A 22,303-nucleotide genomic window follows, 5' to 3' on the forward strand; every position below is an offset into this window, starting at 1 on the left:
GATTTTTTGTGCTGCCAAAATTTAAATTAAGAAATTAAAAACCTAGGAAATCAATTAAATGATTTCTATTTTTTTGCAAAAAAAGAAAAAGGCGTTGCAACTGATATTTAAAAACCATCAGTTTGCAACAGCCCCTTTTTTCTTTATTTATCCTATTCTTCAAAAAGTCTATCTTCATACATTATTTGAAGTTCTCCATATTTATTTAATTTATAGAAATCTCTCTACACTCTCACTTTTTTTATTGATAAAACAACTAGGCACAAAATCCTTTGAGGTATGTATCTATTTTATTTGAATTTAGATAAATTATTTTATTTTTTTCAGTTATAAAGTTTTCTTTTTTTAAGGTTGAGTAAGTAGCATAAAAAAGGCTTCTACTTACATTAAAATTTTCGGGATTGATCTCATCTTTTGAAATTGTTTTACTAGCATCAGCATAGAGTTTTAATACAGACATTATATACCCCTTGGTATTGAAAAGATGTTGAAAGTACTTGATATATGTATTTCTAATCAATTGTATAATTATTTTTTCTGCAGGAGTATTTTTTAGTGTTTCAAAAAAATTAGTGTCAACTTCTTCAAGAATAGTATTATTTTCTAGTGCTTCTATTTCAACCTCAAATTCTGGAACAAAGTATAAGTCCGTAGGTAGAAATGAGAAGAAATTACCAATAAATTCACCAGCTTTTATACAATTTTCATTGGATATTATCTTTCCATTTTCCAGAATGTATCTAGAGATAATTTTTCCACGTTTTAGTAGAAAAAATTTTTGATCTAAAAAGTAGAGTTGTTTTTTATTAAGAGTAATTTGTTTGTTCATAGCTGACTCCTTTTGTAAAATTCAAAACTGAATCCTACTATAATACATATATTTAAAACAAATAAGATCTTTTTGTGAAGAAATTATGAACAACATGAAGAGGAAGGAATAAAAAATAGTAGTAAAAATATAGAAGTTAAAATTATTTCCCTAGTCTAAATATGTGTAAATCAATATTTATTAAAAAGAAATAAATTTATTTTTTAATAAAAAGTCAATAAAATCAAAGGCTAAAAAAATATTAAAGTAAAATTGTCCATTTTTGGATTTTTTTTAAATAAATTTATATTATATTAGTTTATAAAAATATTATTTTAATATTTTAATTTTATGGAGGGGACTTTTTAAGTGAAAAGTAAAATAATTTTGGACCAATACGAGAGGCATTACTTGGATGGAAAGTTTTTTATAGTAAAAAAGGGAAAATTAGTTTCAAGAGATATATTAGATAGTGGAAAAATAATAACAAATGAGAATCACCTTAAAGAAGGGGATCTGATAGGAAACTTTTTTGAGTTTTTACCAGATAATAACATAATACTTCCAGAAATAGATATAGAGGTTGAAGCTCTAGAAGACGGCACGATATTAGAGGAGTTTGAATTTTCAGCAGATGATATTTTTCAGAATATCTATTTTGAAAAGATGCTAATGCAGTTGATAAAAAAGAGTATGATTAAATTCTTTTATCAAGTTTATGACACAAAAGGATATATTATGGCTATTTTAAAGCTTTATGCTGATGATGAGAAGACAATAGCAAAAAAGGATATAAATTATGAGAATTTCAACATAAGTAGAAGTCAATTTTACCTTATCTATTCAAAATTGAAAAAAGAAAAATTTATCACAGAAAAAGAGAAAAAAATAATATTGAACATAGAGAAAATAGATGAATATCTTTCATCAAATTATGATTAATTGTAGGGAGGTATGATGTTTTCAAAAAAATTAGAGTATGGATATGTCATTTTAAAACTTTTGAAAAATACTAGTGAAATTAATAAGATTTCAGGAAAAGATATAATACAAAAGGGAAATATCCCACTAAATATGGGATTGAGCATATTGAGTGAACTATCAAGAGGTGGACTCATAAAATCTTTGAAGGGTAAGAACGGAGGATTTTATCGTGATGATTCTCGGGAGATAACACTATTTGAACTATTCCAAGTATTGGAAAATCAAGGAAAACAGATGAAACCATTTTTTAATGAGGAGTTTAGAAATGATGTAGTCTATATAGGAGCTATGGTAATGCAGGAGATGGCAAATATAAAAATATAAAAAAATTTAAATAAATCCGATTTAGGAAAAAATATAAAAAAAATTATGATAATATGTCTTTGTAAGGCGAAAGAATGGAGTGAAAAAATGAAAAAATTAACAATGTGTTTTTTACTAGCAAGCTTAAATGTCTTTGCTTTCAGAATCGATGGAATCACCTTTGATCAATCTCTAGATAAGAGTGGATATAAAGAGTATAAAGTCTATAACGACTCACTTACAAAATCTAGATATAAGGTTAAGATAAGTAATGGTTCTAACGAGAAAGTAAACATGAGTAGTATAGTAAAGGTTTATCCGCAAATCTTAACTGTGGAACCACATTCTTATGCAATATTAAAACTTTTTGGTGATGCACCAAAGGAACTTGAAGCAAGAGAGTATGATTTCAATCTAGAGTTTGCACCAGTTGTAATTCCAACAATTAAAAAAAATGGGGATAAAAAAACTGTAGCAGGGACAAGTTCAATAAAGTTAGCACCTTCACTGGCTATGAGTGGTTATGGTGGAACAATAGATTGGGCTAAGTCTTTAAAAGTAAAATCTTTAGATCTGAAAAAATCTAGTGATGGAAAGGGACTAGAAGGTGACATCGTAGTGGAGAATAAAGCTCATTCAGGATTATCTTTGGGAATAAAGATGTATGATGAGTATAAAAACAAACTAGATTCCTATGCAATAGGAAGAATACCTAAGCAATCTACAAAAAGTATAAAGATAAAAGTAAACAATTTTGAAGATCCTAAGGAGATTAAGAAGATAGTATTTTATACATCAGACTTAGGAGATTTAGGAGAAGTTGATATCTAGTATATCTAGTTAATCATAAATAAAAAAGATAATAAATAAAAATAAAAAATCAGGAGGAAACAAAATGAAAAAATTATTATTAGGATCAATGTTAGTATTAGGAGCAACATCTTTCGGAGCTGTAGTAGAGGATTTACAAAATAACGGAGCAAAACCAGCAGTCTTAAACATAAGAGTTAAAGGAACAGTTGTAGACCCTACAAAATATTCATTAATAGTAAAACCACTAGATGCTACAAATACAACTGATACAATGCAATTTAATTTTGATGGATTAACAATTGGTGAAGAGCAAATAGTAGAAGGAGGATATTCAGCAGGTGTTTATCAAAATAATATTTTAATAACAGATGATTATAAAATTGAAACTTCTTTAAAAAGAAATGGACAAAATGCAACTACTAGTGAATATGATCAAATGGCAGCAGCTAAATTAGCATATTCTTTAGGAGAACCACAAGCAGTAGGAAGAGAATACAGAGGAAAAGTTAATGTAAAAGCCACAGGTAAAGCAAAAGGAAGTTTTGTGGATAATGGAGTAAACTTAGAAGTTCTTGTAAAAAATATTTAATAAAGTAAAAAACGACACGCTTGCCGTGTTGTTTTTACTAATTTATCTTAAGGAGTAGGATGAATCAGTAAAAACAACAATGGAGGAACAGATGATAGAATGAAAAAGAAGATATTATTCTTATTTCTACTTGGGATGTTTTCTAAGATTTTTTCAGCAGAGTATACTTTAGAAGAGTTAGATGCACTTTATAATGACAAAGTAATTACCCAAGAGGAGTATAGTATCCTAAAAAAAGAGATTCTAGGGAGTAATGAGCTAGAGAGTGGATACTACAATTTAAAGATAAATGGAAAACAGGTAACAAATATCTATTCAGTGGCTACAAAGGGAGAGAGAGCATATCTAAATCTAGAGGAGTTTTTAACCCTATTAAACCTCAATAACTATGAGAAGAAAGATAGTGTTTACAAAATCTATTTAGGAAATAGTTTGGAAGAGGTAGTTATAGATACTAAAAAAAATAGAGTTTCAAAAAATGGTAAAAATATACCATTGAAAGAAAATTGGTATTCAATGGAGAAAGGCAATTTATACTTAGAGAAAGATGTTTTCCAAGAGCTATTTTTATCATACTGTACAGTAGATAATTCTACTCTTCAAGTGAGCATGTATGTAAACTTTGCAACTCCAGAGGAGATAAGTAGTATCTTAGATGTAACAGCTGACAAATTAAAGAATGTAGATGTACAACCAGATATAGTATATAGAGGAAAGAGAAGTCTATTTGATCTAGGATATACAAGGGTACAATTAGGACAGAGTTTTGTAAAAAATGAGCATGAAAAAGGGTATAAATCCAATTGGGACGGATCTTTAGAGTATCAAGGTGGATTACTATATGGAGAGTTCTTTGCAGGTTATGATTTAAAAGAGAAAGAACTTAGAGATTTAAAGTTAGAGTATGAAAATATATGGAATGATCATACATTTGTAATCAATAATAGAGGAAGTGGATCAAAGAGAGAATGGGGACTAGCATTCTATAAGGATAAAGGATTTACAACAGATGGTAGTAAGATTACCATAAAAGAGAGTGTGCCTATAGGAAGTAGGGCAGAGTTAATCTACATGGGAACACCTATAGCTATTGAAGATGAAGTCAATGGAAGTGTTGAGTTTACCAACGATATGATTGTAGGAGATAGAACATATCAATTAAAAATCTATACTCCAGATGGAAAGATAACTTTAAAAGAGATAAAGACAGTAGAAGATTACAATAGACAGAATAGACATGAGATCAAATATGATTTTAGTATAGATGAGAATAAAGATAAGAAAAGATATGCAACAAAGGGAAATGTATTCTACGGAATTACAGATAACTTCACATTAGGTGGAGGATACACAAGAGATATAGTGGATACAGAGAATGGATATAAATATTTTGATAGTAACTCTCTTGAAGTGATATATGGAGAGGTTTACAATGGATATTCATATACATTGAGAACAGCAGGAGAAAAGACATGGAACTCATTTGACGAGTATTCAAAAAAATTAGATGATCGTTACAAATATGAGGTAATGGGAGATCTTAGAGTAGGAAAATATAAGTACAAGTTATCACAAGAGAATTATGGAAAATACTATGATGAAAAGAGAAGAAATAACTTCGAATTTCAATATGATGTTTTTGACAATACTCGTTTAACATATGATATTGAAGATATGAAAAGATATGATAAAACGAAAGAGAGAAGTGAAAAATTAGGATTCAGCCATGATTTTACATTCAAGAAGGTACTATTGGGATCAAGTGCAAAGTTTGATCTAAAAGATAGTAATAAAAATGAGTATAGTGTAAATGCTTACTATAATGGTTGGCAGAGTATGACTGCTCGTTTAGAGAATAAATGGGAAAATTCAGGAAAAGATTATGAAACAACTTTGAATTTCTACAATAATAACTTTAGAGGATTATTTGATGTTTCTGTGGAACTTGGATATTCAAATATAAGAAAAGAGAGTGTAACATTTAAAGTGAGTCTAGATATAGATAACTGGTTAACATTCGATAGTAATATAAGTAAAAATGGAAGCAAAGAGTTTAGAGTAGGAGTAGATAGAGTAATTGATCTAAAAAATCCTAAAGTTCGTATAGATAGTATGGACGTTTCAAGAGTAAATGTAATTACATTCATTGATAATAATAACAACAATATCTTAGATTCAGATGAGATAACAATTGATGGTGTAGAGGTTACAATAGGAAATCAGAAATTGGTAACAAATAAAAAAGGAAGAGGAACATTCTACAACATTTCAAATGGACTTCTTCACGACTTAAAACCAAAAATAAAGAAACCGTCATTTGCATTGGGAGATAATAAGATAAAAGTATTAAGTAATGTATCTTCTACAGTAGATGCATATATTCCTGTCAAACCAATGATCAATCTTCATGGAGTGATTGAATTAGATAAGATACTGAAATTGAATGAACAGGAAAAAGAGGATTTCTATTCAGAAATACTGATTGAGATTAAAGATGAAAAAGGAAAAACAATTGAATTAGTATCTCCAGATAATACAGGAACTTTTGATGTGAGTGGATTATTCCCAGATTCATATAATATAGAAGTTTCATATGTGGGAACTAAGTACAATATAGAATCTTTGGCTAAAGAGATGAAATTAGATTATAAATACAATGAATTTGTATTGGGATTTGAACATAAGATTACATTTAATGTAACAAATCAGAGTATAAAATTAACAGAGCATATATAGTAGAAAGGAGAAAATGAGAAGAAAATGAATAGAATATTTATAATAGCTTTCTTAATAATCAACGGAATTTGTTCTTGGGCTCAAGAATCAGTTTCTCCAGAGTTAAATATTCCGCCATTAACAACTGAAGGAACATATCCTATGATTCCTCTTCTTCCTGCTATTCCTACAAAAGGAGAAAATAGAGAAAATGATGAAGTTAGAAAGCTAGAAAAAACCTATACTGTAATGTTGGAATCAAGAGTTAATGTGTTCGTTCCATTAGAAGTTATATCAGATATAAATATTGATGCAGTTCTTGTTGGAGATCAAATTGCAGAGATTCCATTTGAAATAGAATTAAATAGAAAACCTGAGAAAAAAGATTATTACTCAATAAAATATAGTGAAAATATATTAGATATTGATAATGATGGACAAATGGATACATATATATATTCTCCTCAGTATATAAACGAAAAAATTTCAAAGGATAATACTGTAAAAATTTATGGTGAAAAAATAAGTAAGGAAGGAACTCATAAGAAAAAAGTATACGTAACAGTTGAAGTTGGAAATTAGAAAGAGGAGAGGGAAACTCTCTCCTTTTTTTATAATAATAGAATGTATGGAGGAAAAAATGAAGAAAATAATAGTTTTTGGTTTATTTATCTTGGGGACACTTTCTTATGGTGAAATAAAAATCAAAATTCATGAGCCAATTAGATTTAAAAATGTAAATACTAGAGCCGTTGGTGATTTGATTGTAGGTGAGGGAAGTTTAGAGATCGCCACAGATAAACTAGAGGAAGATTTTAATAAAAAACTTATTTTAAAATTTCCAGAGACAGGATTGATGACAAATAAGAAAAGATGGTTAAAAATAGAAAAATATATGATGGAGAACAGTGAAAAAGAGTTTAAAATTACTCAAAAGAAGAAGATAGTGAAAATATATGCACTTTTAAGAAGAAAAACTTTAAATGATAAGATGATAGATGCTGAACTATTAGAAGGAGAGTATGTAGGAAGAGTACCTATAATTATAGAGCAGTACGGTAAACCAATTGAAGATATGAGCAATTTGGAAACAGAGAGTAAAAATCAATTATAGGATAAATTAGAAAGAATTTTGATTTGAAAGGAGAGTTTGTTTTTATCATTAAAAACAATAAAATTGAGATGTTAAAAAAAATAGTTATAGGAATTTCAATAATGACAACTTTAGTATTTGCTGGTGAAAATTTGAAGTTTGATATAGAAAATAAGAGTGGAGTTATAAAGATTTTAGTAAAAAAAGATAAAAATAGTATTAAAGAGATTGAAAAATCAGTAGTAGAGTATAAAGTTAAAAGCGGAGATACTCTTAGTAAGCTAGCTAAAAAATATAAAACTACAGTAAGAAAAATAGCTTTTGACAACAATATAAAAAATATTAATTTAATTCAAGTAGGTCAAAAAATTATAATTATAAAGGATAACTAATGAAAAAGATAATGTATATTTTAATTCTTTTATTGATGAGTATAAATGCTTTAGGATACATAAATATATATCCTAGTAAGTTTGAAAAGAGTATAAAAGAGGAAACGTATGAGGAGTTCACACTATATAATAGAACTCAAAGAGATATAAAATATAGAGTGTACCTTGAGGATATTGAGGGTAAAAAATCAATGACAGATTGGATAGAGATATATCCAAAGAGTATATCATTAAAACCTTTAGAGGAAAAAACAATAAAGCTTTCAGTAAAAGCTCCAGCGGGAACTCCAGCAGGAGAGTATAATTCAAACTTGGTTATAAAAGAGATAGAGAGTGTAAAAAAGACTAGAGATGAAGATGAAAGCAGAGTGAAAGTAATGACAATGTTAAAGTTAAAACTGAAAGGATATATAGATTAGTAGTAAGGAGGATAGAGATGAAGAGAAAAACTCTTATAATATTAATATTTAGTATATTAGCTATATTATTAGGGTGTTGGAGTTTTAATGTTTATAAAGATAAACAAAAAGAGATTAAAGTAATTAAAATAAAGAAAGAGAAATTGGATAAAAAATATGAAAATATATCCTTTGTATCTATAAACGAAGAGTATATTATTTTTTCAGATGAAGAGAGATCATATTGCTATAATTTGAAAGATAGAGAGTTAAAAAAATTAGATTATTTGATAGTTAGTGAGGTAGAAAATAACTATATCATACAAGAAAATAACAAATATGGAGTGGTTAATAAAGAGTTTAAAGTGGTATTTAAACCAATTTATGATTCAATAACAGCTTCTGGATTAAAAGATGTCATAATTGGAAAGAGAGGCAAACTTTCTTACTTGATATCTTTGGAGAAAAGAGAGATTTTAAAACAGTATGAAGAGATATATCCAATGGATGAAGATAGAAATATACATATAATTGACAACTCTTTACATGGATATTTGAATGAGAAATTGGAAGAGGTAATCTCTGGAAACTATATATTTTTATTTTCCTTTAAAAATAAACTTGTAATAGCATACAATGGAAAGAAATATGGAGTTATTAATAAAAATAATGAAATTGTAGTTCCTTTTATCTATGATGAAATATATCTTCATAAGAATGGAAATATTTTAGTAAAGGATTCACAGGGATATACAGATTTTAAAGAGAAAAAATCACTTTTAGTTGATACAATCTACCCTTCTTTGAGCGATTATCTAATCTACGAAAAAGATAATCGTTTTGGAATATTAGATTTAGAGACATTTGAAATAAGTAATACTACATATGAGGAATTAAGTCCTAGAGTTGATGGAAATTACATAATAGTTGCTGAAAATGAGAGATATGGAATAGCAAGTGTAAAGGATTTTGAGAAAAAGGTAACACTAAAATATGACTATATTTCCCCTATAACAAAGGATGTTTTTGTAGGTGGGACATTAGAAAAAGGATTGAATGCTCTTATTATTCCTGAGATAAAGGAAACAGCAGAGATATATGATAAAGTACAGTATTGTAATAACTACTATCTGGGATATAGAGAAAATGAGAATGTAGATGTAATAAATCAAAAAGGAGATACTATTTTAACAGTAAAAAAATCAGAATTACTGTATATTAATGAGGATATAATTTTATTGAATAAAGAGAGTAATATAGAGATAATTTTAAAGGAGGAGATCAATAAATGAGAGTATTGAAATTTATATTTTTCTTTATAATATCTATTGTTTCTTTTGCTTTTGAGATAGATTCTATAGATTTTAGTAAGGAAGTAGTTGCTGGAAAAACAGAAACGAAAGTATTTACTATAAATAATAAAAGTGAAAATACATATGGTTATAAATTAGATATATATGGAGATAAAAACGTATCAGTTTCACCAAAAACTCTATATATAGCCCCTAATACTGAAAAAACATTTACAATTACAGTGAGTGGAAATAAGAAAAAAGGGGATCATATATACCAGTTACTGATAGATCAAAAAATGTTAACAGAAACTAAAAAAGTGAAAACAAATATGATGTTTAGAATAAAACAGAAGTATACAGTTATTTAGCGAGGAGGATAGATGAAAAAATATTTACTTATTCTGATGTCTTTTTTTATGGTTATATTGGGAATAACATCTTTTTCAAATGTAGAAAATGAAAAAGTTCCCAATGAACTGATTATAAATAACCCTAAAAAAGAAGTGACAACTATAGAGAGTTTAAAAAATAGAGAGCATGGAGAGATGAATATCTCTGTAACAAAGATAAATCCTATTCCAATTACTGGAATAGAGAGAGATGGGAAGTTGGAGTTTGAACTTCCAGAAAAAGTTGAATTAGAAGAGAATATTTTTGTAACAGATGATGTTAATAAAATACAAGAACATAGAACATTAAAATTAAATAAAAATTTAACAACATTTTCATTAGAAAATCAAACTGAAAAAACTAAATTAAAAGTTGATAAACCAAGTGATTCAAAGAAAATATATATTGCTGTAAAAGAACAGGATAAAATAAAGAGAGTATATGAGAATAATTATATGAATTATAATAGTACTGATTTAGGGAAAGCTTATATGTATATTGATGGGAGAGTGTATCTTGATAATATATATGATTCTAGCTTTAATAAAATAGGTTCGAGAGAGTTATTTGTAGGAAAAGATGGGAAAGGTAAGGGTTTTGATCTTACAATTCCATTAAGAAATGAAACTCAGATGACAGAAGGATATGGTACTGTTGATAAATCTTCTGTTTATATTTCAAGAAAAGAGGAAACTTCTTATTATACCGGTGACTATTTTTATAATAAAAATAGAAATTTTGGATTAATATTAAAGAAATCTAATTCTTTAAAATATATAGCTGAAGGTCGAGATGAAACTAGTAGTAGTTTATCAAATATAGTACCAGCAATTAAAATACCAAAAAGTTATCATGGAGGTTTTGGAAAAGAAGAAGAAGTTAGAGTTGGAGCTAGATATACTGATAATAGAGATTATTATTATACAACAATAATAAGACATTCTGGAGAGGATATAAGTAAATTTACTGAAACTATAACTATAGATATGACAAATGAACTTGTTGGAAATACAACTCGTCTTGACAATATGTTTGATACAAGAGATAGAAATTTTAGAACATGTATGTACAGTCAAGCTGAAACTTTAGATCAAACATATTCAAGTAATATGGTTGCTGCAGTAATGAGGATAAAAGAAAATAAAGGGGAAGTGAAAACTTCAAGCCGCGTAGGACCATCATTGTTTCCTGACTTTGAAGTAAAATTTGATGGAAAATATCAATTTAATTATTATAATAAGACTGTATATACTCAAGATACTCATTTTGCTATCACAAAATTAGGACAAAACTTAGGAACTAAGAGATATACTATAGAAGTATATTCAGGTAGAGATTACCATGTTTTACTAGGGGTATTAAATTTAATTATAAAAAATGGAAATGGTCCAGATGATTCAATTGTTACACCACCAGCTCCAGTTACACCAATAGATATAGGATCAGCAACATTTAATGTTGATTGCAGATTTATAAATCGTTGGATATATGGCGATGAAAAATCTAGTAAAAATATAGGTGAGTATAAGGAGAGTTATAATCCGTTAGTAAAAGTAAATAGATTTATAGGGCTACCTTCAATTCAAATAACTAATGTAAAAGTAAATAATAAATCTTATACTAGAGCCCAAAATATTGGGGGAATAAGATATGAAATTTTTAGTACTTCTTGGGGAGAATTAGCTATCCCTGTTAATACTAATCTTTCTAATTTTAATGAAAATATGGTGATATATAGATCTGTCAATAAGTGGATAGGAAATTATAGTGCTAGTATAGAATTGACAGGATTAGATAATAAAAAGTATGTAGGGAATATAAATATAATAAGTAAAGGATTAGAATTAAAAAATACAAAAGTTACCTTAGATTTATCTAAATGGTTAATAAACAAACCAGGAATTTGGGGTAATCCAGAAAGTCCTCAAACAACTGCAGGGCAATCAGCAAAATTAGAAAATGGAACATTGTTTTACTGGAAAACTTATATAGATGATAATTTTTATAATAAGCATATAATAACAAGATTAAAGCTTACAAAAAATGAAAAAGAAATAAAGGAAGTTTCGATTAAAAACGGTGAAAATAAAGTAGAGTGTACAGTTTTTTCTGACAATGATATAGGATTTGATAATAATGGTTTTTTTATAAAGAAAAAGACACAAAATATAAATCCAATTAAATATAAAGTTGAAGGATATTATAAAGATATTTTATTAGGAACAACAACTCTAACAATAACTAATCAAAAAAAACCAATTGATATAGGAACAGCTAAATTTCGGGTTGATAAAAGATTAATAGCAGCACAAAGAGGAGATTGGGTATTTGCAAATGGTGATACTGGATTAGGGTTAAATGCAAATCAATTTAAAGGAAACTTTATAAATTTTGTAGATGTATCAGGTTTTGACAATATTAATAAATATAAAAATATAACAATACAAGATGCTGAAATTAATGGAAAAAGTAAGGATTCTAGTAACTTTATAGCTAAAAATAAACATTCGTATATTGCATTTAAAAAAAATAACTCTTGGGATAACGATGCTTCTGCGGTTCCAAAAGTATTATTTAACAAACTAAACGAAGCGTTAGTTATTAACAAAAAAAATACTATAAATACAGATATAATTACTTTTATTGGTTCTGATGGAAATAATTATATAGGAAATATAATTGAGGAATTTATAGGAGAAGAAGCTATAAGTACTAATGTAACTTTAGATTTATCTAAGTGGATAATTGGGGAACAAAGGATATGGAATGATCCTAAAAAAATAGAGTCATTTACAAAAAATAATATTAAAACAAGCTTAGTAGGGGGAACTTTTTTTAACTGGAAGTCTAGTGTAAAAAATATTCCACATATTGTAACTAAACTCAGAATAAAAGAAGATAATAAAGAGCCAGTAGAAATAAAAAATACCACTGGTAAATTAGAATATAAATTTACGAATAATACAATTGGAATAGATAATACAGGTTTATATATAAAAAAAGAAACTAACTCAAGTCAGCCAGTAAAATATGTTATAGAAGGATATTATCAAGGAGTAAAATTAGGGCAGACAACCATAACAATAACTAACCAAAAAAATTCTTTTGAATTAGTTGGAGATGGAGTATTAGATTTTGGAAATATGGTTTATACTTCTAATTTTAATGAGTATAAAAAAGAAAAATTATTTAAAGTAAAAAATCCAAGTAATGCAAAACTAAAGTTTAGTGTTGCTTCATCAACAGGAACTATAAAAAATGGAATGGATAATCTAAAATTAGAAAATATAAAAATTTCAGAAACAAAAAATAATGGGAATGGAGAAAGTTCATTCTTATTAGGAGCTTCAGCAAAGGTAGAAAAGAATACAAAACCTGGAAAATATACAGGAGAGATTCAAGTTATAGTTGATATTGATGGCACTGGAAAATAAAAAAGTGTTTAAAATAAAAATATTTTGACTTGAAAATAAGAAATAATGTTATATAATGTATTATAATAAGTTTAGATAAAATATTTCAAGGGGGAAGGAATATGAAAAGAAAAGTATCTACACTATTAATTACATGTTTAACATTATTATCAACAGTAGCAATTGCCAGTGATAAGGACACGTTGATAGTAGCACAGGGAGCAGAGGCAAAGACTATGGATCCTATTGCAACAAATGATGTTCCGTCATACAGAATTATGGTTAATATCTATGATACCCTTTTTCAGAGAGATCAAAAAGGGAATTTAGTTCCAGCTCTTGCAAACTCTTGGGAGCAGGTAGACCCACTTACATTATTAATACACTTAAAAAAAGATATAAAATTTCATAATGGAAATGACTTTAAGGCAAATGATGTCGTTTTTAGTTTGAATAGAGCTAAAGAAGCTCCAACTCTTATGAGTTTTTTTGGAGATATAGACAAAGTTGAAGCTGTTGATGATTATACAGTCAAGATAACTACTAAACAACCATTTGGTCCACTTATTAATTTTTTATCGCATAAAGGATCTTCTATCTTAGATGAAGAGACAGTAAAATCTGCTGGGAAAGATTATGCCCTACATCCAGTAGGAACAGGACCATATGAGTTTGTTTCATGGAAATATGGAGATAGAGTTGAATTAAAAGCAAATCCAAATTATTTTGGAGGAAAACCAGTTACTGAAAATATAGTTTTCAGAACTATTACAGAACCTACAAACAGAATTATTGCTCTAGAAACAAAAGAGGCTGATATAGCTTATGAGATTGATCCTATTGATCTACAATTTATTAAGAATAATCCAGAGTTAGTCTTAATGGAGCAACCAGCTTTAAGTATAAATTATTTAGGATTTAATACTAAGAAAGAGCCACTAAGTAAAAAAGAAGTGAGAGAAGCAATCGCCTATGCCATCAATATACCTAGTTTAATAGATGCTGTTTATTTAGGTTCTGCTACTCCAGCCAATTCAATTGTTCCACCAGGAGTTCCAGGATACAATGCTAATGCTAGAAGATATGAACAAAATATTAATATGGCTAAGGAGCTTTTAACTAAAGCTGGATATCCTAATGGATTTAAAATAAAGATAACATTGAATGACTCTGGAACTAGAAAAAATATTGCTGTTATTTTACAAGATCAATTGAAGCAGATAGGAATAGATGTTGAAGTTGAAATAATAGAGTGGGGAGCTTATTTAGATAAGTTATCAAGAGGAGAGCAAGAACTATATCTTCTTGGTTGGACAACTCCACCAGAATGTGATGCGGCTGTATACTCTCTATTACATACTAAACACCACGGAAGTGGAGGAAATAGAAGTTTCTTTAGTAATCCAAAAGTTGATGAATTATTAGACTTAGCTAGAAAGAGTACAGATCAAGAGGAGAGAAACAAATATTACTGTGAGATTCAAGATATAGTACAGGAAGAACTACCTATATTTGTTTTGGCAAATCCTTATGATAATGTTGGTTTACAAAAAGATATTAAAGGGTTTTTATTTGATATAGAGAGTGAGCACCGTCTTTATAAAGCATATAAATAAATTATTTTTAAAATATTAATTTTAATATTTAGGAGTTTTAAAGATTTATAAATCGATAAGACTCCTTTTAAATTGTTTAAAATAACAATTATAGAAGAGTTAAAATGTAAAATTTTTAGTCTGATTGATCGGTTAGTATAAAAAAAGATTGAAATTTTAGAATAAATATGTTAATTTTATATTAAAAACTTAAAATTGTAAATAAAAGGAGAAATAATGGAGAGAGATAGAGTAATACAAGAATATGTACCAGGGAAACAAATAACTTTAGCACATTTAATAGCTCATCCAGACAAAGATATTTGTCAAAAGTTGGGTTTAAATAGTGAAATAACTCAAGCTATAGGAATATTAACTATTACGCCAGGAGAAGCATCTATAATAGCAGCAGATATAGCAACTAAAAATGGAGATATTGAAATAGGTTTTTTGGATAGATTTAGTGGAACTGTTGTTCTAACTGGAGATGTATCAAGTATAGAAAGCTCTTTGAAAAGTATACTAGATTTTTTAATAAAAGATTTAAAATTTTCAGTATGTAATGTAACTAGGTCGTGAAATTATGAAAATAATGCTTATTGGAAAAACAGGGAGTGGAAAAACGACTTTAACCCAAAGATTAAATAAGAAAGAAGTAGAGTATAGAAAAACACAAATGATCTCATATGAAAATAATATTATTGATACTCCAGGAGAGTATTTAGAGAATAAGTTTTATTATAAAGCACTTTTGGTTGCTTCAACAGAGGCAAAAAAACTAGTTTTTATTCAGGAAGCAACAGATACAACAACTTTTTATCCACCGAACTTTAGGACAATGTTCAATGGAAAAGATATAATTGGTGTAATAACTAAAAAAGATTTAATGAACGATACTGAAATGGCCAGAAAATTTTTAAAAAATGCAGGAGTAGAAGAAATATTCGAAATCGGAATGGAAGAAGATGAGGCGTTCTTAGAGTTAAAAAGGAGATTAGGGGTATGACTAGAAGAATTGTAATAGCAGAAGATGAAACATTAACACGTTTAGATTTAAAAGAGATGTTAATCGAAAATGGATATGATGTAGTTGGTGAAGCTTCAGATGGTTTGGATGCATTGAGAATATGTAAAGAAAAGAATCCAGATATAGTTTTATTGGATATAAAAATGCCATTAATGAGTGGGCTTCAAGTTGCAAAACTATTGAAAGAAGATGGATTCATGGGATGCATTATAATTTTGACAGCATATAATATGAAAGAATATATAGAAGAAGCTTCTAAAAATTATGTGATGGGTTATTTAATAAAACCGATAGATGAGCCTATATTTTTATCAAGAATGAGCATGATATATACAACTTATTTGAGGATGATAAAGTATAAAGATGAAAGTGAAGAAGCTAAAAATAAATTAGAAGAAAGAAAATATTTAGAAAAAGCTAAAGGTAAAATAATGAAACAGTATAATTATACTGAAGAAGAAGCATATAAAAAAATGAGAGATGTTAGTATGAAAAAAAGAATTTCAATGTTAGAATTATCTAAGATAATTTTAATTTCTGGAGAGATAGAGATATGATTAAAACTTATTGTAAAATTTGTTCAACTTTAGTAGCAACAGATATAGAAAAGATTGAAAGAGTAGTAGAAACAGTCCAAATGCTAAGTAATATTTTAAATGTTGATGTTTTTATTGATTGCCCTACTAAAGATAAAGATAAAGGTATAGTTGTATATCATGCAAGACCAGAAAAAAATAGTTTGTATAGTAAAAATATTTCAGGTGAGATAGCAATATCTTCTAAAGAACCAGCAGTGTTTAGGACTTTTTTAACAGGACTTCCTTCAAGAAACTATAAAGCAATAAACCAAGAAGAACAACAAGTATTTCAGAATATAATACCTATTTTTAACGAAAGTAGGGAAGTTATAGGAGTTATAATAGTAGAATATCGTGATTTAGAAAAAGATTATTTTAGATTTGATGCTTTTAATCTAACAGCAAGTAATTTATTAAAAGAGTTAGACCTTTCTAGAAATAGTATTCCAGATTTTGTAAAAGATGGAATAGTAGTTTTTAATCAGGAAGGGATAGTAGTCTATGTGAATAAAATTGCAAAAACAATATACCAGACACTGGGGTATCCTAATAATATTTTAGGTGAGAGTTTTCAGAATATAGTTTTAACAAAAAATAAATTAGAAGATATCTTTTTAGGCGAGAAAATAGATTCTCAAGAAATTGAAATTTCAAATATAATTTTAAATATATCCTATTTTGTACCATGTTTAGAGGAGAAAAATTGTAATATTATCATGTTAATTAGGGATATTACAAAAGAAAAAAATAGTGAACAAGAGTTGATGTTGAAGTCAATGGTCATAAAAGAGATTCATCATAGAGTAAAAAATAATCTACAGACAATTGCTAGTTTATTAAGAATCCAAAAAAGAAGAGTAGATAATGATGAAGTGAAAAAAATTTTGACAGAAACTATAAATAGGATATTGAGCATAGCTATTACTCATGAAATATTGTCAGAAAATGGAATGGATAGTCTAAGCATAAAAATGATAATTCAGTTATTATATAAGAATTTTTTTGAAAATATTCTTGACAAAAATAAAAAAATAGAGTTTAATATATATGGAGATGACTTTGTTATAGATTCAAGTAAAGCTACTTCAATTGCTTTAGTCATTAATGAATTAGTTCAAAATGCCTTGCATTATGCATTTGTCAATAGAGATGAAGGGCGGATTGATGTAACTATTAAAAAAGGGGTATTTTTTTCGAAGTTGATTGTTTCTGACAACGGGGTTGGGATGGATGAGAAAAAGTACAGAGATAATAGTTTAGGATTAATGATAGTAGAGAGATTGATTGTAGATAAATTACAAGGGAACTTTGAATTAAAGAGCGAAATCAATCAAGGAACAACCATTGAATTTGAAATAAAAAATAATTAGTATACGATGAAGTATACTTTATAGAGGGCAAAGGAGCCAAATTTAGAATAGGTTTTATCTATTCTATGTTTGGCTCCTTTTTTTTAACTTTTTTTAAGGAGAAAAATATGAAAGAAGAAATTATTAGTGTTGGAATAGATATAGGAACTTCAACTACTCAACTAGTTTTTACAAAAATTATTTTAGAGAATATTGCTTCAGGAGCGAGAGTTCCTCAGATAAAGATTGTAGATAAGGATGTTTTTTATAGAAGTTCAATATATTTTACTCCAATCATTAATCAAAATGAAATAGAAGCTGAAAAAGTTAAAGAAATAGTGCAGTCTGAGTATAAAAAAGCTGGAATAAATATAGATGATATTTCAACTGGTGCTGTAATTATAACTGGTGAAACTGCTAGAAAAAATAATGCAAAAGAAGTGTTAAATACATTGAGTGGTATGGCTGGAGACTTTGTAGTAGCAACAGCAGGTCCTGATTTAGAGAGCATAATAGCAGGAAAAGGTGCTGGAGTTATGGATTTTTCAGAAAAAAATAATACGTCTGCATATAATCTAGATATAGGTGGAGGAACTACCAATATAGTCTTATTTAAAAATGGTGAAGTAATAGATACAACATGCCTAGATATAGGTGGAAGATTGATTAAATTTAAAGAGAATACTCTAGAAATAACCTATATTTTTAAAAAGTTTGAAAAATTAATAGAAAAATTAGGATTGAAAACTTTAAAGGTTGGATCTATAGCTAGTGAAAAGGAATTGAGAATTTTATGTAGAAAGCTAGGAGAAATCCTACTTATGTCAGTTGGTAAAATTAGCAAAGATTCAGAATATAAGCTGTTAATAACAGATAAAGATTTTAATTTTGAAAATAAGGAAGCAGCAGTAAATTTCTCAGGTGGTGTTGCAGATTGTATATATAACGAATTTACAGAAGATTTATTTAGGTACAATGATATAGGAATTTTATTGGGACAAGAAATAAAGAAAATCTTTGAAAATAGTGATATACAGGTAGTAAAAACTGGAGAGACAATAAGAGCAACTGTCATAGGAGCAGGTTCTCATACAACTGAAATAAGTGGAAGTACAATTACATATACAGAAAATATATTTCCAATAAAAAATATTCCTATTTTAAAAATAGCACCTAAGATTGAAGAGAATTTAGAAGAGTTATTATCAAATTTAAATCACAAAAGAGAATGGTTTAGAATAGAAGATGGAATACAAGAGGTAGCAATAGGATTAACAGGAAAAGAAAATATAAAATATAGGGATGTAGAAAAGTTAGCAGATATTATTTATAGAAGTTTTTCAGATGTAGCTAGGTTAATAGTAGTTATAGAAAAAGATATGGGGAAAGTATTGGGTCAAGTTTTAACTTTAAAATATCAAAATAAAATCCCAATAATCTGTATTGATAGTGTAAAAGTTTCTGATGGAGACTTTATTGATATAGGGAAACCGTTAGGAAGTGGAAGTGTTCTTCCAGTTGTAGTAAAAACATTAGTATTAAATAATTATAAATAAATGAGGTGAAGGTTTAATGAGACTAGAAACTAGACTTTTTGGCCAAGATTACAAGTTCAATTCATTGATGGAAGTAATGGCTAAAGCAAACGAAGAAAAGTCAGGAGACAAATTAGCAGGAATAGCAGCAACATCGACTAAAGAAAGAATGGCAGCAAAAGAAGTTCTTGCAAATATTCAATTAAAAGATTTAAAAGAGAATCCAGCAGTTCCATATGAAGAGGATGAAGTAACAAGAATTATTATAGATTCTCTTAACTTAAGAATTTATGATCAAATAAAAGAGTGGACAGTTGGAGAGTTAAGAGAGTGGCTATTAAGTGATGAAGTAGGAAACACTGAAATAAAATGGATAAGAAGAGGATTAACATCTGAGATGATAGCTGCAGTAACAAAATTAATGTCAAATTTAGACCTTATAAATGCAGCTAAGAAGATAATAGTAACAGCTCATTGTAATACAACAATAGGAGGAGCAGGAATATTAGCCTCAAGACTTCAACCAAATCATACAACAGATGATCCAGATGGAATAATGATATCGTTATTAGAAGGATTAACTTATGGTGTTGGGGATGCTGTAATAGGATTAAATCCAGTTGATGATACTGTAGATAGTGTTATTAGAGTATTAGAAAGATTCCACGAAATAAAAGAGAAATATGAAATACCTACTCAAATATGTGTTCTAGCACACGTTACAACACAAATGGAAGCAATCAGAAGAGGAGCTCCAACAGACCTTATATTCCAAAGTATAGCAGGATCACAGAAGTCAAATGAAGCTTTTGGAATAAATGCAGATATGATTGAAGAAGCAAGACAATTAGCATTAAAAGAGGGAACAGGTGCAGGACCAAATGTAATGTATTTTGAGACTGGACAAGGATCTGAATTATCTTCAAATGGACATAACGGAGTAGACCAAGTAACTATGGAAGCAAGATGTTATGGTTTTGCTCAAAAATATGATCCATTCATGGTAAATACAGTTGTTGGTTTTATTGGACCAGAGTACTTATATAATAGTAAACAGGTAATAAGAGCAGGATTAGAAGATCATTTTATGGGAAAATTACATGGTCTTCCTATGGGAGTAGACGTTTGTTATACTAACCACATGAAAGCAGATCAAAATGATATAGAGTGTTTAGCAGTATTATTAACAGCAGCAGGATGTAATTATTTTATAGGAGTTCCAGCTGGAGACGATATAATGTTAAATTATCAGTGTACAGGATATCATGATATTCAAACTTTAAGAGAAACATTGGGAGTAAAACCAATTAAAGAATTTGAAGAATGGTTAGAAAAAATGGGAATAAGAAAAAATGGAAGATTGACTGAAATATCAGGAGACGCATCAGTTTTTTTAAAGTAGGAGGATAAAATGGTTTCTGAAAAGGAGTTAAAAGAGTTAATATCACAAGTTCTAAAAGAAATTGGAACTAATAATAATGATGAAAAAGTAATAGAAAAAAAAGAAAATATTGAAGTTAGATCTGATTTAAAAGATATTACAAAAATAGATTTAAGAGATGTAGTAGAATTAAAAAATCCTGCTAATTTAGCAGAATTATTGAAATATAAAAAGAAAACACCAGCAAGAATTGGTATTTCAAGAGCAGGAGTAAGATATACAACAAATACTATGTTAAGATTTAGAGCTGACCATGCTTCAGCAGTAGATGCTGTATATACTGATGTTCCAGAAGAATTTTTAAAAGAAAATGGTTTATTTTCAATTCAAACAAGATGTAATTCAAAAGATGAATATTTAACAAGACCAGACTTAGGAAGAAGATTAAATGAAGAAGCAATAGTAACTTTAAAAGAAAAAGCTAAGAAATCTCCAAAAGTTCAAGTTTATGTATCTGATGGACTTAGTTCAACAGCAGTAGAAGCAAACATGGAAGATACTTTATTAGCGTTGTTAAATGGATTAAAATCTTATGGAATAGATGCAGGGACACCATTCTTTGTAAAATATGGAAGAGTTGGAGCAGCAGACGAAGTTTCAGAAGTTTTAGATGCAGAAGTAACATGTGTACTAATTGGAGAGAGACCAGGATTAGCAACTGCTGAAAGTATGAGTGCTTATATAACATATAGAGGTTATGTAGGAATTCCTGAATCAAAAAGAACTGTTGTTTCAAATATCCATAAGAATGGAACACCAGCTTCAGAAGCAGGAGCTCATGTAGCATACATCATAAAGAAAATTTTAGAAGCAAAAGCAAGTGGACAAGATTTAAAACTTTAATTAATAGTGGAGGAAACAGATGACTAACGATCCTTTAAAACCAAGTGTATTAGGAGTAAAACTTATTCCTAATGTAGATGATAAAATGGCAGAAGAGTTAAATTTACCAGCAGGTTATAAAAGTATAGGAATTATAACAGCTGATTGCGATGATGTAACATATACAGCATTGGACCAAGCAACTAAGATGGCAGAAGTTACAGTAGTTTATGGAAAATCTTTCTATGGTGGAGCAGCTAATGCAAATACAAAATTAGCAGGAGAGGTAATAGGAATAATAGCAGGACCAACACCAGCAGAAGTAAGAAGTGGATTAAATGCAGTAGTTGATTTTATAGAGAATGAAGCAAGTTTTATAAGTGCAAATGAAGATGATACAATAGCTTACTATGCTCATTGTGTATCAAGAACAGGAAGTTATCTATCTAAGACTGCAGGAATAGAAGAGGGAGAGGCATTAGCATATTTAATAGCTCCTCCAATTGAGGCAATGTATGCATTAGATGCAGCTTTAAAAGCAGCAGATGTAACATTAAAAGCTTTCTTTGGACCACCTTCTGAAACAAACTTTGGTGGAGGATTATTAACAGGAAGTCAATCTGCTTGTAAAGCTGCCTGTGAAGCTTTTGCTGAAGCTGTTAAGTTTGTTGCTCAAAATCCAGTGAAATATTAATAGTTAAGGAGTTTTAATTATGAAAGCATTAGGAATGATTGAAACAAGAGGATTAGTAGCAGCAATAGA

General features: G+C 28.4%; 22 protein-coding genes. 21 read left to right on the top strand and 1 reads right to left on the bottom strand.

Annotated features, from left to right (window positions below):
• Positions 1-256: 256 nt before the first annotated feature.
• Complete coding sequence (locus QZ286_RS05065) at positions 257-829, bottom strand: hypothetical protein (RefSeq protein WP_291255895.1); 573 nt, start codon at positions 827-829, stop codon at positions 257-259.
• A 348-nt stretch (positions 830-1,177) separates the two neighbouring features.
• Here QZ286_RS05065 and QZ286_RS05070 point away from each other — a divergent pair, with 348 nt between their 5' ends.
• The 21 genes from QZ286_RS05070 to eutL all read left to right on the top strand — a co-directional run bounded on the left by QZ286_RS05070 (position 1,178) and on the right by eutL (position 22,234).
• The gene (locus QZ286_RS05070) at positions 1,178-1,750 is read left to right on the top strand and encodes a hypothetical protein (RefSeq protein ID WP_291255896.1); all 573 of its coding nucleotides are present in this window, start codon (positions 1,178-1,180) and stop codon (positions 1,748-1,750) included.
• A 15-nt stretch (positions 1,751-1,765) separates the two neighbouring features.
• Complete coding sequence (locus QZ286_RS05075; RefSeq protein ID WP_291255897.1) at positions 1,766-2,116, top strand: Rrf2 family transcriptional regulator; 351 nt, start codon at positions 1,766-1,768, stop codon at positions 2,114-2,116.
• A gap of 87 nt (positions 2,117-2,203) precedes the next feature.
• Positions 2,204-2,926, top strand: a complete 723-nt coding sequence (locus QZ286_RS05080) for a hypothetical protein (protein WP_291255898.1) — start codon at positions 2,204-2,206, stop codon at positions 2,924-2,926.
• A 64-nt stretch (positions 2,927-2,990) separates the two neighbouring features.
• Complete coding sequence (locus QZ286_RS05085) at positions 2,991-3,497, top strand: hypothetical protein (protein ID WP_291255899.1); 507 nt, start codon at positions 2,991-2,993, stop codon at positions 3,495-3,497.
• A gap of 99 nt (positions 3,498-3,596) precedes the next feature.
• The gene (locus QZ286_RS05090) at positions 3,597-6,233 is read left to right on the top strand and encodes an SHOCT domain-containing protein (protein WP_291255900.1); all 2,637 of its coding nucleotides are present in this window, start codon (positions 3,597-3,599) and stop codon (positions 6,231-6,233) included.
• Between the two features lie 24 nt (positions 6,234-6,257).
• On the top strand, positions 6,258-6,794 hold the full coding sequence (locus QZ286_RS05095; RefSeq protein WP_291255901.1) for a hypothetical protein: 537 nt from the start codon (positions 6,258-6,260) through the stop codon (positions 6,792-6,794).
• A 58-nt stretch (positions 6,795-6,852) separates the two neighbouring features.
• Positions 6,853-7,326, top strand: a complete 474-nt coding sequence (locus QZ286_RS05100; RefSeq protein ID WP_291255902.1) for a hypothetical protein — start codon at positions 6,853-6,855, stop codon at positions 7,324-7,326.
• Positions 7,327-7,394: 68 nt separating this feature from the next.
• A complete protein-coding gene (locus tag QZ286_RS05105; protein WP_291255903.1) occupies positions 7,395-7,697 on the top strand; it encodes a LysM domain-containing protein in 303 nt (100 codons plus the stop codon).
• Entirely contained in the window at positions 7,697-8,116 is a 420-nt protein-coding gene (locus tag QZ286_RS05110; RefSeq protein WP_291255904.1) for a hypothetical protein, read from the top strand. The genes QZ286_RS05105 and QZ286_RS05110 overlap by 1 nt, the downstream gene beginning before the upstream one ends.
• Positions 8,117-8,133: 17 nt before the next feature.
• Positions 8,134-9,387, top strand: a complete 1,254-nt coding sequence (locus QZ286_RS05115; RefSeq protein ID WP_291255905.1) for a WG repeat-containing protein — start codon at positions 8,134-8,136, stop codon at positions 9,385-9,387.
• Positions 9,384-9,758: a hypothetical protein gene (locus QZ286_RS05120; RefSeq protein ID WP_291255906.1), complete on the top strand. Its 375-nt coding sequence runs from the start codon at positions 9,384-9,386 to the stop codon at positions 9,756-9,758. The genes QZ286_RS05115 and QZ286_RS05120 overlap by 4 nt, the downstream gene beginning before the upstream one ends.
• A 12-nt stretch (positions 9,759-9,770) precedes the next feature.
• Complete coding sequence (locus tag QZ286_RS05125) at positions 9,771-13,214, top strand: DUF4402 domain-containing protein (protein ID WP_291255907.1); 3,444 nt, start codon at positions 9,771-9,773, stop codon at positions 13,212-13,214.
• A gap of 101 nt (positions 13,215-13,315) precedes the next feature.
• On the top strand, positions 13,316-14,809 hold the full coding sequence (locus QZ286_RS05130) for an ABC transporter substrate-binding protein (protein WP_291255908.1): 1,494 nt from the start codon (positions 13,316-13,318) through the stop codon (positions 14,807-14,809).
• A 216-nt stretch (positions 14,810-15,025) separates the two neighbouring features.
• A complete protein-coding gene (gene eutS / locus QZ286_RS05135; protein ID WP_291255909.1) occupies positions 15,026-15,367 on the top strand; it encodes a BMC domain-containing protein in 342 nt (113 codons plus the stop codon).
• Position 15,368: 1 nt separating this feature from the next.
• Positions 15,369-15,794: a EutP/PduV family microcompartment system protein gene (locus tag QZ286_RS05140; protein ID WP_291255916.1), complete on the top strand. Its 426-nt coding sequence runs from the start codon at positions 15,369-15,371 to the stop codon at positions 15,792-15,794.
• Positions 15,791-16,372 carry a response regulator gene (locus QZ286_RS05145; protein WP_291255910.1) on the top strand — a complete coding sequence of 194 codons (582 nt, stop codon included), beginning with the start codon at positions 15,791-15,793 and terminating at the stop codon, positions 16,370-16,372. The genes QZ286_RS05140 and QZ286_RS05145 overlap by 4 nt, the downstream gene beginning before the upstream one ends.
• Entirely contained in the window at positions 16,369-17,763 is a 1,395-nt protein-coding gene (locus QZ286_RS05150; RefSeq protein WP_291255911.1) for a sensor histidine kinase, read from the top strand. Before QZ286_RS05145 ends, QZ286_RS05150 begins: the two co-directional genes overlap by 4 nt.
• 107 nt (positions 17,764-17,870) lie before the next feature.
• Positions 17,871-19,298, top strand: coding sequence for an ethanolamine ammonia-lyase reactivating factor EutA (gene eutA / locus QZ286_RS05155; protein WP_291255912.1), 1,428 nt, complete (start codon positions 17,871-17,873; stop codon positions 19,296-19,298).
• Between the two features lie 16 nt (positions 19,299-19,314).
• Positions 19,315-20,679 carry an ethanolamine ammonia-lyase subunit EutB gene (locus QZ286_RS05160; protein ID WP_291255913.1) on the top strand — a complete coding sequence of 455 codons (1,365 nt, stop codon included), beginning with the start codon at positions 19,315-19,317 and terminating at the stop codon, positions 20,677-20,679.
• Between the two features lie 9 nt (positions 20,680-20,688).
• Entirely contained in the window at positions 20,689-21,561 is an 873-nt protein-coding gene (gene eutC / locus QZ286_RS05165) for an ethanolamine ammonia-lyase subunit EutC (RefSeq protein ID WP_291255914.1), read from the top strand.
• 19 nt (positions 21,562-21,580) lie between these two features.
• The gene (gene eutL / locus QZ286_RS05170; RefSeq protein ID WP_291255915.1) at positions 21,581-22,234 is read left to right on the top strand and encodes an ethanolamine utilization microcompartment protein EutL; all 654 of its coding nucleotides are present in this window, start codon (positions 21,581-21,583) and stop codon (positions 22,232-22,234) included.
• Positions 22,235-22,303: the final 69 nt, after the last annotated feature.

Source organism: Fusobacterium sp., from assembly GCF_019012925.1.
Lineage (GTDB): Bacteria > Fusobacteriota > Fusobacteriia > Fusobacteriales > Fusobacteriaceae > Fusobacterium_A.

Bases quoted from the DNA above. Each gene is read 5' to 3' on its own strand.
- eutL (WP_291255915.1), top strand. From the start codon at position 21,581: ATGACTAACGATCCTTTAAAACCAAGTGTATTAGGAGTAAAACTTATT.
- QZ286_RS05125 (WP_291255907.1), top strand. From the start codon at position 9,771: ATGAAAAAATATTTACTTATTCTGATGTCTTTTTTTATGGTTATATTG.
- QZ286_RS05145 (WP_291255910.1), top strand. From the start codon at position 15,791: ATGACTAGAAGAATTGTAATAGCAGAAGATGAAACATTAACACGTTTA.
- QZ286_RS05105 (WP_291255903.1), top strand. From the start codon at position 7,395: ATGTTAAAAAAAATAGTTATAGGAATTTCAATAATGACAACTTTAGTA.
- QZ286_RS05095 (WP_291255901.1), top strand. From the start codon at position 6,258: ATGAATAGAATATTTATAATAGCTTTCTTAATAATCAACGGAATTTGT.
- eutS (WP_291255909.1), top strand. From the start codon at position 15,026: ATGGAGAGAGATAGAGTAATACAAGAATATGTACCAGGGAAACAAATA.
- QZ286_RS05100 (WP_291255902.1), top strand. From the start codon at position 6,853: ATGAAGAAAATAATAGTTTTTGGTTTATTTATCTTGGGGACACTTTCT.
- eutA (WP_291255912.1), top strand. From the start codon at position 17,871: ATGAAAGAAGAAATTATTAGTGTTGGAATAGATATAGGAACTTCAACT.
- QZ286_RS05090 (WP_291255900.1), top strand. From the start codon at position 3,597: ATGAAAAAGAAGATATTATTCTTATTTCTACTTGGGATGTTTTCTAAG.
- QZ286_RS05065 (WP_291255895.1), bottom strand. From the start codon at position 829: ATGAACAAACAAATTACTCTTAATAAAAAACAACTCTACTTTTTAGAT.
- QZ286_RS05130 (WP_291255908.1), top strand. From the start codon at position 13,316: ATGAAAAGAAAAGTATCTACACTATTAATTACATGTTTAACATTATTA.
- QZ286_RS05110 (WP_291255904.1), top strand. From the start codon at position 7,697: ATGAAAAAGATAATGTATATTTTAATTCTTTTATTGATGAGTATAAAT.
- eutC (WP_291255914.1), top strand. From the start codon at position 20,689: ATGGTTTCTGAAAAGGAGTTAAAAGAGTTAATATCACAAGTTCTAAAA.
- QZ286_RS05160 (WP_291255913.1), top strand. From the start codon at position 19,315: ATGAGACTAGAAACTAGACTTTTTGGCCAAGATTACAAGTTCAATTCA.
- QZ286_RS05150 (WP_291255911.1), top strand. From the start codon at position 16,369: ATGATTAAAACTTATTGTAAAATTTGTTCAACTTTAGTAGCAACAGAT.
- QZ286_RS05080 (WP_291255898.1), top strand. From the start codon at position 2,204: ATGAAAAAATTAACAATGTGTTTTTTACTAGCAAGCTTAAATGTCTTT.
- QZ286_RS05115 (WP_291255905.1), top strand. From the start codon at position 8,134: ATGAAGAGAAAAACTCTTATAATATTAATATTTAGTATATTAGCTATA.
- QZ286_RS05120 (WP_291255906.1), top strand. From the start codon at position 9,384: ATGAGAGTATTGAAATTTATATTTTTCTTTATAATATCTATTGTTTCT.
- QZ286_RS05075 (WP_291255897.1), top strand. From the start codon at position 1,766: ATGTTTTCAAAAAAATTAGAGTATGGATATGTCATTTTAAAACTTTTG.
- QZ286_RS05085 (WP_291255899.1), top strand. From the start codon at position 2,991: ATGAAAAAATTATTATTAGGATCAATGTTAGTATTAGGAGCAACATCT.